Origin of the sequence: Pseudomonas sp. P5_152, from assembly GCF_033989915.1 — a bacterium.
GTDB lineage: Bacteria > Pseudomonadota > Gammaproteobacteria > Pseudomonadales > Pseudomonadaceae > Aquipseudomonas.
In genome coordinates this window covers 1,529,041-1,543,231 of sequence record NZ_JASFAH010000002.1, presented here as the reverse complement: position 1 = coordinate 1,543,231, position 14,191 = coordinate 1,529,041, and the positions used below count along the sequence as shown (strand labels likewise).

17 protein-coding genes are annotated in these 14,191 nt (G+C 60.5%); 3 read left to right on the top strand and 14 right to left on the bottom strand.

Annotated elements, in window-relative coordinates; translation table 11 throughout:
• Positions 1–37: 37 nt before the first annotated feature.
• The 4 genes from QMK50_RS06810 to puuE all read right to left on the bottom strand — a co-directional run bounded on the left by QMK50_RS06810 (position 38) and on the right by puuE (position 3,144).
• On the bottom strand, positions 38–541 hold the full coding sequence (locus QMK50_RS06810) for an ureidoglycolate lyase (protein ID WP_095167934.1): 504 nt from the start codon (positions 539–541) through the stop codon (positions 38–40).
• Positions 542–668: 127 nt separating this feature from the next.
• Positions 669–1,664, bottom strand: a complete 996-nt coding sequence (gene alc, locus QMK50_RS06805; protein WP_095167936.1) for an allantoicase — start codon at positions 1,662–1,664, stop codon at positions 669–671.
• Between the two features lie 41 nt (positions 1,665–1,705).
• The gene (gene uraD, locus QMK50_RS06800) at positions 1,706–2,221 is read right to left on the bottom strand and encodes a 2-oxo-4-hydroxy-4-carboxy-5-ureidoimidazoline decarboxylase (RefSeq protein ID WP_320332824.1); all 516 of its coding nucleotides are present in this window, start codon (positions 2,219–2,221) and stop codon (positions 1,706–1,708) included.
• Positions 2,218–3,144 (bottom strand): allantoinase PuuE, encoded by a 927-nt coding sequence (puuE, locus tag QMK50_RS06795; RefSeq protein WP_095167940.1) that lies wholly within the window; start codon positions 3,142–3,144, stop codon positions 2,218–2,220. Before puuE ends, uraD begins: the two co-directional genes overlap by 4 nt.
• A 436-nt stretch (positions 3,145–3,580) precedes the next feature.
• Here puuE and uraH point away from each other — a divergent pair, with 436 nt between their 5' ends.
• Positions 3,581–3,934: a hydroxyisourate hydrolase gene (gene uraH, locus QMK50_RS06790; protein WP_095078352.1), complete on the top strand. Its 354-nt coding sequence runs from the start codon at positions 3,581–3,583 to the stop codon at positions 3,932–3,934.
• A 178-nt stretch (positions 3,935–4,112) separates the two neighbouring features.
• Here the strand turns inward: uraH and QMK50_RS06785 are convergent, their stop codons facing one another.
• From QMK50_RS06785 to QMK50_RS06775, 3 genes are all read right to left on the bottom strand, one after another.
• Entirely contained in the window at positions 4,113–4,739 is a 627-nt protein-coding gene (locus QMK50_RS06785) for a LysE family translocator (protein ID WP_320332823.1), read from the bottom strand.
• A 64-nt stretch (positions 4,740–4,803) separates the two neighbouring features.
• Positions 4,804–6,153 (bottom strand): NCS2 family permease, encoded by a 1,350-nt coding sequence (locus tag QMK50_RS06780; RefSeq protein WP_095167943.1) that lies wholly within the window; start codon positions 6,151–6,153, stop codon positions 4,804–4,806.
• Between the two features lie 219 nt (positions 6,154–6,372).
• The gene (locus tag QMK50_RS06775) at positions 6,373–6,819 is read right to left on the bottom strand and encodes a MarR family winged helix-turn-helix transcriptional regulator (protein WP_320332822.1); all 447 of its coding nucleotides are present in this window, start codon (positions 6,817–6,819) and stop codon (positions 6,373–6,375) included.
• Between the two features lie 82 nt (positions 6,820–6,901).
• Between QMK50_RS06775 and QMK50_RS06770 the strand changes: the two genes are divergently transcribed.
• Positions 6,902–8,068 carry a PLP-dependent aminotransferase family protein gene (locus QMK50_RS06770; protein WP_320332821.1) on the top strand — a complete coding sequence of 389 codons (1,167 nt, stop codon included), beginning with the start codon at positions 6,902–6,904 and terminating at the stop codon, positions 8,066–8,068.
• A gap of 78 nt (positions 8,069–8,146) precedes the next feature.
• Here the strand turns inward: QMK50_RS06770 and QMK50_RS06765 are convergent, their stop codons facing one another.
• From QMK50_RS06765 to QMK50_RS06745, 5 genes are all read right to left on the bottom strand, one after another.
• Positions 8,147–8,518 carry a glutathione S-transferase N-terminal domain-containing protein gene (locus tag QMK50_RS06765; protein ID WP_095167949.1) on the bottom strand — a complete coding sequence of 124 codons (372 nt, stop codon included), beginning with the start codon at positions 8,516–8,518 and terminating at the stop codon, positions 8,147–8,149.
• Between the two features lie 103 nt (positions 8,519–8,621).
• The gene (gene folE, locus QMK50_RS06760) at positions 8,622–9,167 is read right to left on the bottom strand and encodes a GTP cyclohydrolase I FolE (RefSeq protein WP_003204506.1); all 546 of its coding nucleotides are present in this window, start codon (positions 9,165–9,167) and stop codon (positions 8,622–8,624) included.
• A 77-nt stretch (positions 9,168–9,244) separates the two neighbouring features.
• Entirely contained in the window at positions 9,245–9,802 is a 558-nt protein-coding gene (locus QMK50_RS06755) for a Smr/MutS family protein (protein WP_095167951.1), read from the bottom strand.
• 75 nt (positions 9,803–9,877) lie between these two features.
• Positions 9,878–10,198, bottom strand: coding sequence for a hypothetical protein (locus QMK50_RS06750; protein WP_095167953.1), 321 nt, complete (start codon positions 10,196–10,198; stop codon positions 9,878–9,880).
• Positions 10,199–10,329: 131 nt separating this feature from the next.
• A complete protein-coding gene (locus QMK50_RS06745; protein ID WP_095167955.1) occupies positions 10,330–10,920 on the bottom strand; it encodes a cysteine hydrolase family protein in 591 nt (196 codons plus the stop codon).
• Between the two features lie 239 nt (positions 10,921–11,159).
• Between QMK50_RS06745 and prmB the strand changes: the two genes are divergently transcribed.
• Positions 11,160–12,068, top strand: a complete 909-nt coding sequence (gene prmB, locus QMK50_RS06740; protein WP_159997406.1) for a 50S ribosomal protein L3 N(5)-glutamine methyltransferase — start codon at positions 11,160–11,162, stop codon at positions 12,066–12,068.
• Between the two features lie 187 nt (positions 12,069–12,255).
• On the opposite strand, the gene QMK50_RS06735 is transcribed toward prmB, so the two are convergent.
• Positions 12,256–13,047 carry a hypothetical protein gene (locus QMK50_RS06735; protein WP_320332820.1) on the bottom strand — a complete coding sequence of 264 codons (792 nt, stop codon included), beginning with the start codon at positions 13,045–13,047 and terminating at the stop codon, positions 12,256–12,258.
• A 99-nt stretch (positions 13,048–13,146) separates the two neighbouring features.
• Positions 13,147–14,157: an alpha/beta hydrolase gene (locus QMK50_RS06730; RefSeq protein WP_320332819.1), complete on the bottom strand. Its 1,011-nt coding sequence runs from the start codon at positions 14,155–14,157 to the stop codon at positions 13,147–13,149.
• Positions 14,158–14,191 lie beyond the last annotated feature (34 nt).

Genomic DNA, 14,191 nt, shown 5'->3' with positions numbered 1-14,191 from the left:
CGCCTGTCACTCTGTCGTCGAGTGATCAGACCTTCTCTTATTGGTGGGGGGCAAGGATCAAGCGTTGATCCTCTTTGAAAAAATGCTCATCGCAGTTATTGCCTGTGCCACTGCGATCAACCACCAGGAAGTCATCCCGCTTTTCGATCGTCAGCACCGGGTGGTGCCAGACGCCGCGATGGTAATTAATGCCCTGCCTGCCGTTGGTGACGAAGGCGCGGACCAAGCCTGATACAGGTTCATCGCCAACGGGCGCGACCACGATCAGAAAGGGGTTGCCGAGCAGCGGAATGAAAGCCTGGCTGCCCAACGGGTGACGCTCCAGCATGCAAACGGTCAGCGGCATGTCCTGCGCGTCGGCGCGGAAAATGCTGATGATCGCGTTGTCTTCTGGCTTGGCGGTTTCCACCGTCGCCAGTTTATGGAAGCGCATGGTCGAACCGTTGTTGATCATGAAGTGATCGCTGCCGTCGGTTTCGATCACGTCACCGAAAGGGGCGAAGGCTTCTTTGGTCAGCGGTTCAATCGTCAATGTGCGCATGCTGTTCTTCTTATCCGGATTCTGTGTTGTTGGTTCTTTCGTCATCGCTGGCAAGCCAGCTCCCACAGGTTGTGTGTACACCATCATTCCTTGTGGGAGCGGGCTTGCCCGCGATTAGGGGCGACGCTTACTTAGCTACCTTGCCGAGAACACGCAGGCGGCTCACACCGCCGTCCGGGAATACGTTCAGGCGGATGTGGGTGATCGGACCCAGCGCCTTGATCTGCTCGGCGAAGGTGTGTTCGGCGTGCATTTCCAGTTTCTGTGCCGGCAACAGTTCGCGCCAGAACAACGACTGGGTTTCGATCTGGCTGTCGGTACCGCCCTTGACGAATGCGCCCTGGATCGAGCAAGTGTCCGGGTAGTTGCCCTTGAAGTGCAGGGTGTCGACGACAATTTTCTCGATCTCGCCCGGGTGACCCAGGGCGACGATCACCCAGTCATTGCCAGGTGTGCGACGACGGGCAGTTTCCCAGCCATCGCCCATGTTGATCCCGCGGCCTGGGTTGAGGATGTTGCTCATGCGGCCGAAGTGTTCATCGGAGCAGGCCAGGGCACGACCGCCATTCAAGGCAGCAGCCAGGTCAACCTGCTCGTTGTCGCCAACGGCCGACCAGTCGCGGAACGGAATGCCGTACACACGCAGACGGGCCACGCCACCATCAGGGTAGATGTTGAAACGCAGGTGGCTGAACGACTGGTCGTTGTTGATTTCGTGGAAATGGTGGCTATTGCCCTGCAGCTCGACAGCCGACAGGACTTCGGTCCATTGGGTGTTTGCGTCCGGCTCACCGGATGTCAGGAAGCAGGCTTCCAGGGAGGCCGATGGCGGGAAGTTGCCGGTGAAGAATGAAGTGTCGATGTCCACACCCTTGATCGAACCCGGTACACCCAGGCGGATCACCGCGCTGTCGTAGCCTTCGAAGCGCTTGCGGCGCGACTCCCAGCCGTCCATCCACTTGCCGTTGTCATCGAAAACGCCCTCCTTCCATACGGCCGGGGTCGGCTGGAACAGACGGTTGGCGTCGGCAAACCAGTCATCGGTGACCGAGATGATCTTGGTGCCCAGGCGGGCGTCGGCCAGGTTGACGAACTTCTCGAAAGGTACGGCGTAAGCTTTCATTCTTCTTGTCTGCCTTAAATAGAGTGGCTGGGGATGGTCGTTTAGAGGGTCAGTAATCGGAACAACGCGATCTTGTTGATCTCTGCCAACGCGCACTTGAACTCGGTCTCGACCGGGTTGTGGATGCGTGTTTCGAACGCTGCGAGGATCTGATGCCGGTTGCTACCTTTTACCGCCATGATGAAGGGAAACTTGAACTTGGCTTTGTAGGCGTCGTTCAGCTCGGTGAAGCGAGAAAACTCTTCGGCCGTGCATTGGTGAATACCGGCGCCGGCTTGTTCATTGGTGCTGGCTTCGGTCAGTTGGCCCTGGACGGCAGCTTTGCCGGCCAGGTCCGGGTGAGCGTTGATCAGCGCAAGCTGGCTTGCGTGATCGGCGCTCAACAGGATGTCGCTCATGCGCTGGTGCAGGGTTTCGATCTCGTCGATCGAAGCGTCCTGGCCCAGGTCGAAGGCCTTTTCGGCCACCCATGGCGAATGTTCGTAGATATCGGCGAAAGCGCTGACGAAGGCGTCACGGCTCAGGCTCGAGGGTTTCAGCGTTTGAAAGGTGGTCATTTCGACGCCCCTTGGTACGGGTGGGTTTGTTGCCAGTGGCGAGCGATGTCGACGCGGCGGCTGAACCACACCTGTTCATGACTTTTAGCGTATTCGATAAAGCGCTTGAGCGAAGCCAGGCGCGCCGGACGACCGATCAGGCGACAGTGCAGGCCGATAGACAGCATCTTCGGCGCCTCGGCGCCTTCGGCGTAGAGCACGTCAAACGCATCCTTGAGGTATTCGAAGAAGTCGTCGCCCTTGTTGAAACCCTGGACCTGGGTGAAACGCATGTCGTTGGTGTCCAGGGTGTAGGGGATCACCAGGTGCGGCTTGCCGGTCGGGTTGTTCGGTTCCCAGTAGGGCAGGTCGTCGTCGTAGGTGTCGCAGTCGTAGAGGAAACCGCCTTCTTCCATCACCAGTCGCCGGGTGTTCGGGCCGGTGCGGCCGGTGTACCAGCCCAATGGGCGCTCGCCGGTGATTTCAGTGAGGATGCGGATGGCTTCGAGCATGTGCTCGCGCTCTTGCGCTTCGTCCATGTACTGGTAGTCGATCCAGCGATAGCCGTGGCTGCAGATCTCGTGGCCGGCCTCGACCATCGCGCGGATCACGTCCGGGTGGCGCTGGGCGGCCATGGCCACGGCGAAGACGGTCAGCGGAATGTCGAATTCCTTGAACAGCTTGAGAATCCGCCAGACGCCGACACGGCTGCCATACTCGTACAAGGACTCCATGCTCATGTTGCGCTCGCCCTGCAGCGGCTGCGCCGAGACCATTTCCGAAAGGAAGGCTTCCGATTCTTTGTCGCCGTGCAGGATGTTGCGCTCGCCGCCTTCTTCGTAGTTGAGCACGAAGGACAAAGCGATGCGGGCATTGCCCGGCCAGTGTGGGTGGGGAGGGTTACTGCCGTAACCGATCAGGTCGCGTGGGTAGTCAGCGCTCACTGCAGTCTTCCTTCTTATTCGAGTTTGCTTATTCGCGATAAGGGGTGGTGTGGCGGCCTGATGGTGAGATGACAGGCTGGCGTCACAGCGATGGAGTGATTGTATACAACTTTATGTGCGCTTTGTAAGCCTGATTTTTTCCATTTTTCATCAACTGTCATCTTCCAGTGCTACTGCAAGAAACCTGCCTAACTGGTCAGCTTATGGATGAGAGGTCGTGATTGGCTGTGGTTTTGCGGATAAACGAGGCGAGGCGGGCAGGCCAGGAAGCTTGGGATAAAAAGTCATTATTATTGTGTACAATTTTTATTGAAAGTGTCTTAATCAGCTGCTCGCCGCAACTTTTCGTGCTCCGAAAGGGTGCGGTCTCCTTTTCAACTGACTTCGGGAGGCGCGAGGCCTGACTGCCGTACACGCGGGCAGGCGCGCAGAATCAATGGGACGTTTGACTACACACGTTTTGGATGCAGCACACGGTTGCCCGGGCAGCTCGATCAAGGTCGAGTTGTACCGCGTTGAGGGTTCGCAGCTGGAATTGGTCGCCAGCGCACTGACCAACAGCGATGGCCGTTGTGATGCGCCCTTGTTGCAAGGCGATGACTACCGGTCGGGGGTCTATCAGCTGCAGTTTCATGCCGGCGACTACTACCGCGCCCGCGGTGTCCAGCTGCCGGAGCCGGCGTTCCTGGATGTGGTGGTACTGCGTTTCGGCATCTCGGCCGAGCAGGATCACTACCATGTACCGTTGCTGATTTCGCCTTATAGCTATTCGACCTACAGAGGAAGCTAGATCCCCCAAGAATCTGCGCAAAAAGCTTCTTTGGTCCTTCGCCCGCTCACACTGCGGGCTTTTTTTCGTCCCGGGAAAAGTGTGGCGCCTGTATGGACGCCATCGCGGGCAAGCCCTGCTCCTACGGTTTTGCAGGGTGATGCAGATCCTGTAGGAGCAAGGCTTGCCCGCGATGCTTTTAGCGGCTCAACAGGGACGCTGCGCCCGCGCCACTGAACAAGCCGGCGCTGATCCGGTTGAACCAGCTTTGCCCCTTGCCGCTGCGCAGGTAGCGCGCGGCACCATGGGCGCCAAGGCCGTAGGCCAGCTTGCAGCACAGGTCGAGCAGGGTCCAGGTGACGATCATGATCAGCAACTGCGGCAGGAACGGCTGCTGTGCGCTGAGGAACTGGGGCAGGAAGGCGGCGAAGAACAGGATGTCCTTGGGATTGCTCGCCCCCAGGACAAAGGCGCGCCCGAACAGTGCGCGAAAGCGCGGCACAGCGGCCGCCTGGGGCACTTCGGTGGCGTGGGCCGGTTGCCGGGACTGCTGCCAGCTCTGCCAGGCGAGGTAGAACAAATACAGGGCGCCGACAATCTTCAACGCGCTGAACAGTTGCTCCGAGGCCAGCAGCAACGCGCCAAGGCCCAGGGCCGAGGCGCTCAGCAGGCAGATCGAGGCAAACACCCCGCCGAGAAACGCCGGGTAAGAGCGGCGCAAACCGTAGTTCAGGCTGTTGCTGATCATCAATAACGACAAGGGGCCCGGGATCAGGATCACGACCAGGGCGGCGCTGCTGAACAGCAGCCAGGTTTCCAGACTCATCACTTTCCTCCATATGTGCAAAAGCCCCACCCGACGGGGTGAGGCTGGGTCACGCTTGAAACGCTTACAAGAAAATGAACTTGGCGATAAAGATCGCGCAAAGAACCCACAGGCTTACGGATATTTCCTTGTACTTGCCAGTACCGGCCTTCAGGGCCACGTACGTGATAAAGCCCAGCGCGATACCGTCGGCGACCGAAAAGGTCAGGGGCATCATGATCGCGGTGACGATCGCCGGAATGCTGTCGGTGGCTTCGTCCCACTCGATGTGAGCCATGCCGCCCATCATCAGCATCGCCACATAAATCAATGCACCGGCGGTGGCATACGCCGGAATCATGCCCGCCAGCGGTGCGAAGAACATTGCGGCAATAAATAGCACGCCGACGGTCACCGCGGTAAGACCAGTGCGACCACCCGCAGCCACACCCGCGGCACTTTCCACATAGCTGGTTACTGGAGGCACGCCGACCACCGCACCAAACACGCTGGAGGCACTGTCGGCCTTCATGGCGCGGGAGAGGTTTTCGATCTTGCCGTCCTTACCCACCAGGTTGGCCCGTTGCGCGACACCCATCAGGGTCCCGGCGGTGTCGAACATGTGCACGAAGAGGAACGCCAGCACCACGCTGATCATGCTGACGTTGAACACGCCAGCGACGTTCATCGCCATCCAGGTCGGCGCCAGGCTCGGCGGAGCGGACATGATGCCCTCGTAGTGCACCAGGCCCAGGCCCCAACCGGCCAGGGTCACGGTGATGATACTGATGAGGATGGCGCCGAAGACCCGGTGATAGCTGAGGATGGCGATCATCAGGAAGCAGATGGCGGCCAGCAGCGGGCCTGGCTCGCGCAGGGAACCGAGCTTGATCAGGGTAGCCGGGCTGTCGACCACGATGCCGGCGGTCTTCAGGCCAATCAGCCCGAGGAACAGGCCGACACCGGCTCCCATGGCATAACGCAGGCTCACCGGAATGCTATTGAGCAGCCATTCGCGGATCCGCGAGAAGGTCAGGATCATGAACAACACACCGGAGACGAACACCGCGCCCAGTGCGGTTTCCCAGTTGTAGCCCATGGTCCCGACCACGGTGTAGGTAAAGAACGCGTTCAAGCCCATGCCCGGCGCCAGGCCCACTGGCCAGTTGGCGTACAGCCCCATCAACAGGCAACCCAGCGCTGCGGCGATGCAGGTGGCGACAAAGGCCGCACCGTGATCGATGCCGGCATCGGCCATGATGTTCGGGTTGACGAAGATGATGTAGGCCATGGTGATGAAGGTGGTCAGGCCGGCGATCAGCTCGGTCTTCACCGTGGTGCCATGCACGCTGAGTTTAAACAGGCGCTCCAGCCAGCCGGTACGTACGGGGGGCGAGAGATCCAGCGTCGGTGCTTCGGATTTGCGGCTTTCCACAGCGAGTACTCCTCAAGAGTTTTATTGTTATTTCCAGAGCCGGACACAGAGGTGGGCAGCGGCTCTTTGAGGCACTTGCGAATTTGTTGACCGCTTGGTCAGGAACTCGCACGAAGCGAATTATGCTTTTGTATACAAATAAAGCAAATAATGTTTTCGATTTTGTCGACGAAAAATCTGGCGATAGGGATATATCGCCAGTGGATCCAGACTGAGGGCTCAGTCTGCGAGCGCTTGGGTTTGCCCCAGGGCCTTGTTTACCGCCAGCCAGCCATCCACCGCCGCTTCACCCGCCTCGGCAAACACGCGCTCGAGCAGCTTCACCTGTTCACGGCGCAGCGCGGCTTCGAAGCGCACACCTTCGGTCGTCAGTTGCAGCAGGCGCTTACGTTTGTCGTCCACGGCCGCCACGCTGTCCACCAGGTGCATTTCCAGCAATTGGCGCAAGGGCATGTTCAGTGCCTGTTTGCTGACGCCCAGTAGCGCGAGCAATTCCTTGACGCTCAAGCTCGGGTAGCGGGCGATGAAAAACACGATGCGCTGGTGCACCCGGCTGAGGCCTCGGCGTTCGAGCATTTCGTCGGCTTTGGCAGTGAAGGCCTGGTAGCCGAAAAAAAACGCTTCCATGGCGGCTTGCTGGGTGCTTTGGGATTTAAGGTCAAGCATATTGACGTATCTGTCCGGGCTGGCGTAATTTCGGTCAACCAGTTTGACTTAATTTCCTTGGCCTTTGCTACCGGTGACTCCCATGGCTTTTTCCGAACGTGTTGCGCGCCTCAAGAGTTCCTTGATCCGTGAAATCCTCGCCGCGGCCCAGCGCCCGGAAGTGATGTCGTTTGCCGGCGGCCTGCCGGCCGAAGCCATGCTGCCAAAGGTGCAGTGGGCCGATATGCCGGTGGCCATGGGCCAATACGGCATGAGTGAAGGCGAGCCGGCGCTGCGTGAAGCGTTGGCGGCAGAGGCGCGTGCCCTCGGCGTACCCTGTGAGGCGAGCCAGGTGTTGGTGGTCAGCGGCTCACAACAGACCCTCGACCTGGCGGCCAAGCTGTACATCGACCAAGGCACGCAGATCCTGCTCGAGGCGCCGACCTACTTGGCCGCGCTGCAAATCTTCCAGCTGTTCGGTGCCGATTGCCTGAGCGTGCCGCTGGAGGCCGACGGCCCCGACCTGGTGAAGCTGCGGGCGCGCCTGGAGCAACATCGGCCGGCGTTCATCTACCTGATCCCGACCTTCCAGAACCCCTCTGCGGTGCGCTACAGCGAGGCCAAGCGCGATGGCGTGGCGGCGTTGCTCGACGAATTCGGCGTGACCCTGATCGAGGATGAGCCGTACCGCGAGCTGACATTCGATGGCGCCAGCGCCACGCCGATTGTCAGCCGCTTGCAGCGGGCCAGTTGGATCTACACCGGCACCGTGTCCAAGACCTTGTTGCCGGGCTTGCGTGTCGGCTACCTGATTGCCAGCCCGGACCTGTTCCCGCATCTGCTACGGCTCAAGCAGTCGGCGGACCTGCACACCAACCGTGTTGGTCAATGGCAGGCCTTGCAATGGATCGGCACCGAGCGCCTGCGTGATCACCTGGGCGAATTAAGGGATTTCTACCGAGTTCGGCGCGATGGATTCCAGGCGGCGCTGCAGCGGCATTTCAGCGAGCTGGCGGATTGGGAGCTGCCGCAGGGTGGTCTGTTTTTCTGGCTGACTCTCAAGCAGCCGCTCGACACCCGAACCTTGCTCAAGGCTGCACTGGCCAATGATGTGGCGTTCATGCCGGGGGAACCGTTCTTTCCCGAGCCGGATTGCAACCTGGGTCACCTGCGGTTGAATTTCAGCCACATTGACCCGGCGCGCCTGGATGAAGGGCTCAAGCGATTAGCGGCGGTGGTGCGCGAGGGACAGGCGCGGCAGGCGGCGTAAGGGGAAGCTAGACAAGCATAAACCGGCCAATGGGCCGGTTTATGCTTGTCTGGGGTTTGTGTTTCTAGCGCCCAACGATCAGGCCGCTGCGAAACGCTGGTCCAGGTAATCGATGATTACCTTGGACTCATACATCCAGGTGGTCTGGCCGTTCTCTTCGATGCGCAGGCACGGCACTTTGATCTTGCCGCCTTGCTCCAGCAGGGTCTGGCGGTCCTGCTCGTTGTTCTTGGCATCGCGCAGGGCCACCGGCACGTTCAGGCGACGCAGGGTGCGGCGGGTTTTCACGCAGAACGGGCAGGCGTGGAACTGGTACAGGGTCAGGCCCTTGGCGGCGGCTTCGACCTGGGCCTGGGCGGCGGCAGGGCGCTGCTTTTTACCAGGACGGGTGATGAAGTCGATGAAGATGATCAACTGGCCGAGGCCGACACGAAGCGCTTTGACGAACACGATGTAAGCCTCACGGGGCAAATGGGAATGGCGCGCAGCTTACCTGATTTTTCACGGACGAAAAAAAACCGGCGATGAACGCCGGTTTTCCGGGTGCCGCGTGTTACTTGATCAGGCTGAGAAACTCGCTGCGGGTGGCCGCATTTTCGCGGAACTCACCCAGCATCACCGAAGTGATCATCGACGAATTCTGTTTCTCCACACCGCGCATCATCATGCACATGTGCTTGGCCTCGATCACCACTGCAACGCCCAGGGCGCCGGTGACTTGCTGCACCGCATCGGCGATCTGGCGACTGAGGTTTTCCTGGATCTGCAGGCGGCGGGCGTACATATCGACGATCCGCGCGACTTTCGACAGGCCCAGTACCTTGCCACTCGGAATGTAGGCGACGTGCGCCTTGCCGATGAAAGGCAGCAGGTGGTGTTCGCACAACGAGTAAAGCTCGATGTCCTTGACCAGTACCATTTCGCTGTTGTCGGAGCTGAACAAGGCACCGTTGGTGACTTCTTCAAGTGTCTGTTCATAACCGCGGCAAAGGTACTGCATGGCTTTGGCGGCACGCTTTGGCGTGTCGAGCAGGCCCTCGCGGGACACGTCCTCGCCCAGTTGGCCGAGAATCGCGGTGTAATTCTGTTCCAGGGACATGAAACTACCTGTGGGATTTTACGCAAAGGGCAAGGGTACGGTGGCGGACACGGCGCTGCAAGCGTGACGCGTCAGCTTTACTCGTCGCGGCCTTCCATCATGGTTCGTTTGAGCATCACATACACCGCACCGGCGCCGCCGTGCTTGGCCTGGCAGGAGGTAAAGCCCAGGACCTGTGAATGCTGGCGCAGCCAGGTGTTGACGTGGCTTTTGATCATCGGGCGCTTGCCGTCCAGGCGCACGGCCTTGCCGTGGGTCACGCGCACGCAGCGGATTTCGAATTTTGTCGCTTCGGCGAGAAATGCCCAGAGCGTCTCGCGGGCCTTTTCCACGTTCATGCCGTGCAGGTCGAGGCTGCCTTCGAACGGGATCTGCCCGATCTTGAGCTTGCGCATCTGGCTTTCCTGGACCCCGTCACGTGCCCACATCAACTCGTCTTCCGGACCGACATCGATCACGAATTGGTCGGACAGGCCGTCCACAGCCGCCACGTCGGTACGAATGGTCGCTGCCTGGCGCAGCTTGGCAATTTGCGCGCGGTCAGCCTTGGGCTTGCCGGTTTCGGCGCGGTCGTGCTTGATCGGTTTGACGCCTTGGATCGCACTTTTGAACAGGGAAAAATCGTCGTCTTGCATGTCAGCCTCCGCGAAGGGCGGCCAGTTTACCCAAGTCGAGGTGAATCGGGCGCGGCAAAACGCGTCGCGCGCGACTCAGTCATGCTTTTTCATCAAATGCGGGGCCATGTTCAGCTCGCGAGGTTGACGCATGCGGCGGCGACAGCGACGCCAGAACGCGACACCCAGGTAGAGCAGCAACAGGCCAATCGCCAGAATGATCGCCGAGCCCAGCGGGCTGGCGTTCAGTTCACCCAGTGCGGGCGGACGACCAAGCAGGCTGGCAGCACCGGCCATTGCCAGCAGCACACCGAGGGTGGCGAGCAGGGCGGCGAATGCAGCGCCGAAACGATAACGCCAGTTGCGTTGCCCTTTGGGGCGCAAGCGGCGAGCGTCAAATCCATCGGATATCTTCATTCCGACCTTCCTCAATGGGTATCGGCCCTTCGACCGGGAGTTGACCGGGTTGTTCCTGAGGCTAAGGCAAATAGAGGAAATGAGAGTCTTTTGCGGATGAGCGGCGATGATCGCCGCTCATCCGCGGGCGATCAGATCAGGTCCCGGGTCTGGGCGAGGGTGGCGAAGTTGTCAGCCATGATCGCCATTTCGGTCTGCTGGACGTGCTCGGCAGTCAGTACGCCACCCTTGTAGGGCAGGTCCCGGGTGGCGCAGGCGTCTTCGACCAGGGTGCAGCGAAAGCCCAGGTTCTTGGCCGCACGCACGGTGGTACTGACGCTGGAGTGACTCATGAAGCCGCAGACGATCAGGTCCAGTGAGCCAAGGTCCTGCAGGCGTTTTTCCAGGGGCGTGCCGTGGAACGCGCTGGGCAGCAACTTGCCGATGAGGGTTTCGTCGCTCAGGGGTTCGAGGCCGGGAATGAACTCACCGCGCTCGCCCTGGGGGTCGAACAGGCCGCCGACGGTGCCCAGGTGATGCACATGGACAATCGGTCGTCCCGCGGCCCGGGCCGCTGCGAGCAGTTGCTGGATGTTGGCCACGGCCTCTGCCATGCCGGTCAGGGCCAGCGGGCCGCTGAGGTATTCTTTTTGTGCATCGATGATCACCAGTGTCGCGTGGGCCAGATTGGCTGGCGCGTAACCACGACCGCTGAGTTGAAACATCGTCTTTGGAACGGACATTCTGGGGCTCCTTCGAGTGGGGCTTTTGCGACATTGTCCTCTGGCTGAGCGCTTCTGTGAATCGCTACCATCGTAGGCACCGTCGTTGCTGGGCTGCAGCCTCTCAAGAGCTGACCGGATGTTCAACCAAAAGCTGAAAAACCGGATAAATCCTACATTTGCCCAGGGGTTTTTTCATTGATCGTCGGGGCAGGTTTAGGCTGTTAGAATCCCCGGTCGTTTTTTCAGGAGTTTACCCCGTGATCACTTCCCGTCTGCGCACTTTGCGCGACCATATTCGTTGGGCTGTCAGCCGTTTTCATGGGGAGGATCTGTTTTTCGGCCATGGGACCGACAACGCCTGGGATGAAGCCCGTCAACTGGTGCTGGGAGCGTTGCACCTGCCTTGGGAAATCGCCGACAGCTACCTGGACTGCGCGCTCGAAGACGACGAACTGGTCAACCTGCAGCGGTTGCTCAAGCGCCGTATCGAAGACCGCATTCCCACTGCCTACCTGCTGGGCGAGGCCTGGTTCTGCGGCATGTCGTTCATTGTCGATGAGCGCGTGTTGATCCCGCGTTCACCGATTGGCGAGCTGATCGAAAAACGCTTCGCTCCCTGGCTGGACAGCGAGCCGGCGCGCATTCTCGACCTGTGCACCGGTTCCGGTTGCATCGGCATCGCCTGTGCCTATGAGTTCCAGGACGCTGAAGTGGTGCTGGCGGACTTGTCGTTCGAAGCCCTTGAGGTGGCCAACCAGAATATCGAGCGCCATGGCGTCGATGAGCGGGTGTACACGGTCCAGGGCGACGGATTCGACGGTTTGCCTGGCCAGCGTTTCGACCTGATCGTGTCCAATCCACCGTACGTGGATGCCGAAGACTTTGCCGATATGCCGGACGAGTTCCAGCACGAGCCCGAGCTGGGCCTGGCCTGTGGCGAAGACGGTCTGAACCTGGTGCGGCGCATGCTCGCGCAGGCGGCCGATCACCTGAACGAGAAAGGCTTGCTGATTGTCGAGGTGGGCAACAGCCAGGTACACGTCGAGGCGCTGTACCCGGAAGTCGATTTCGCCTGGCTGGAGTTCGAACGCGGCGGCCACGGCGTGTTCATGCTCAGCGCCGAGCAATGCCGTGAACACCAGGCACTGTTTGCATCACGGGCCTGATCCATCCTTCGCGAGCAAGCTCGCTCCCACGGGTTGTTACGAATCCTTGTAGGAGCGAGCTTGCTCGCGAAGATCGAAAGCGCCACGCGGTTATTCAGGTAATTCGCGTCAGCGTTGACGTCCTTCGCGAGCAGGCCGCAAGCGGGCGCCGCAAGCGGGCGCTCGCTCCTACAGACGTTGGCGGTGGTCAGCGGTGTGTGGCGATCCAGATCAGCAAACCGGCCTGGAACACTGAAAACGCCACCAGGCAGGTAATGGTGAAGCGCAAGCCGGTTTCTTCGCGTTTGAATTTGCTGACGGTTTCTTCCTGCTTTTGCAGTTTGACTTCCTGTTCGGCCAGGTTCTGCTCGGCTTGCTGCAACATCTGCGCGGCTTCGAGGATTTCCACGAACTGCAGCTTCTCGGTGTTCCAGTCGCCCAGCAGGTCACCGACCTTGCCGGCCTTGACGCTGCCTTTCAAATGCTGGGCGTCGGCGTAGACCACGTCAAAACCGTGCACCCGCAAAAAATGGTCGCGGCGCAGGCGCGTGTCTTCGACCAAGGCATCCTTGTTGCTCAGGTCCATCGCATCAAAGCTGTAGCTCGCCCACTTTTTCTTCGCCCAGGTAATGCCTTGGGCCGCGAGAAAACGCCCGATGCCGCGGTTCATTGGTTCTATCTGCACACCGCTGTCGGGGCCGAAGTGCACGCGCCGCTGTTCGTGGTCGACCCAGATGTCCAGGTGGTTCTGCTCCTTGCGCACCCGCTGGCCCGGCAACGTGATGCTCATGCGCAACAGGCTGCGCTCCTTGTTGTTGCGCTCGGCATAGCCGAACTCGACAAAGCGCAACGGCCGGCCCCCGGTGCTGCGATCGGTTTTCAGCGGCGCCAGGCGCAGCATCCGCCGGTGCTCGGCCGCAACGTCCGCCCACGGCTGTTCCGCCGCTTCGGGGGCCGTTGTGTCGGGCGTGGTGTCGGGTGATTTGTGGGTATCAGTCATAACGGCGAGATCCTGTCCAAGCGCTGCTTGTCGACAGACAATGGGCTGTCGACACTGGCTTATCGGCCGAATTGCGCAGGACTGGAGGGTAAAACCGGGCTAACTTCGAGCAATTGCATCAATAAAGCCGAGGATCCGGGTGCCGAGTTCTGCCGCCAGTGGCAGTTGCGGATCCTTGTAGGACGCCACCTGGCGCTTGATGTCGTTGGGCACGATGCGCATCACGTGGTTCATGCCCTCGATCACCACCAACTGGGCGTCGGGCTTGGCAGCCTTGAGCATTTGCGCATCCCCGACACCGACCTGCATGTCATTGCTGCCCTGGACGATCAGCGCGGGCATGTGCAGGCGGGCGAATGCGGCGGCCGGGTCCTGGCGGAACAGGCTGATCAAGTAGGGTTGCACGCTGGGGCGAAAGATCACTTGCAGCGCCGGCGGCACATTGCTGTCCACCTGGCCGGCCTTGAGGTTGTCCAGCAGTTCATTGCTGCGCAGCAGCAACTGGGGCGGCAGGCGGTGGCTCAACTGTTGGCGCAACACCTGATCCACCGGTCGTGCGCTGCCGGACAGGGAAATCAGGCCGGCGGCGTCCACCTGGGGAGCGGCAAGGGTGGCTACCAGTGCCCCTTCACTGTGCCCCAATAGAATCAGCGGCCCCAGGCGCGGGTCACTTTTGAGTTGCTTGCCCCAGGCCACGGCGTCGGCCACGTAGGCCTCCAGGCTCAGGTTGCGCTCGTCCGGGGTGGCCGCCAGGCTCGCCGCCACGCCGCGCTTGTCGTAGCGCACGCTGGCGATATTGTGTTTGGCCAGCACCCAGGCCAGGCGCTTGAGGCTATCGTTGTTGCCGCCTTCTGGGTTATTGCCGTTGCGGTCGGTGGGGCCCGAGCCGGAAATGATCAGGACCACCGGCACCGGGGCGTCGGACTTGGGCAGCAGCATCGAGCCAAACAGCTCGCCGCTACCGGTATCCAGGCTGACCGGGCGTTGCAGGACCGTGGCCTGCGCGATATTGCACAGCAGGCCGGTAATCAGGGTAAGGCTCAAGGCTATAACTCGCAGCATCATCACGCCATCATTCACAAGGTGTCGGTTGGACTCGCAGACACCCATAAGGTTCGAGGATGAACTACTGGGTGAGCCTGCG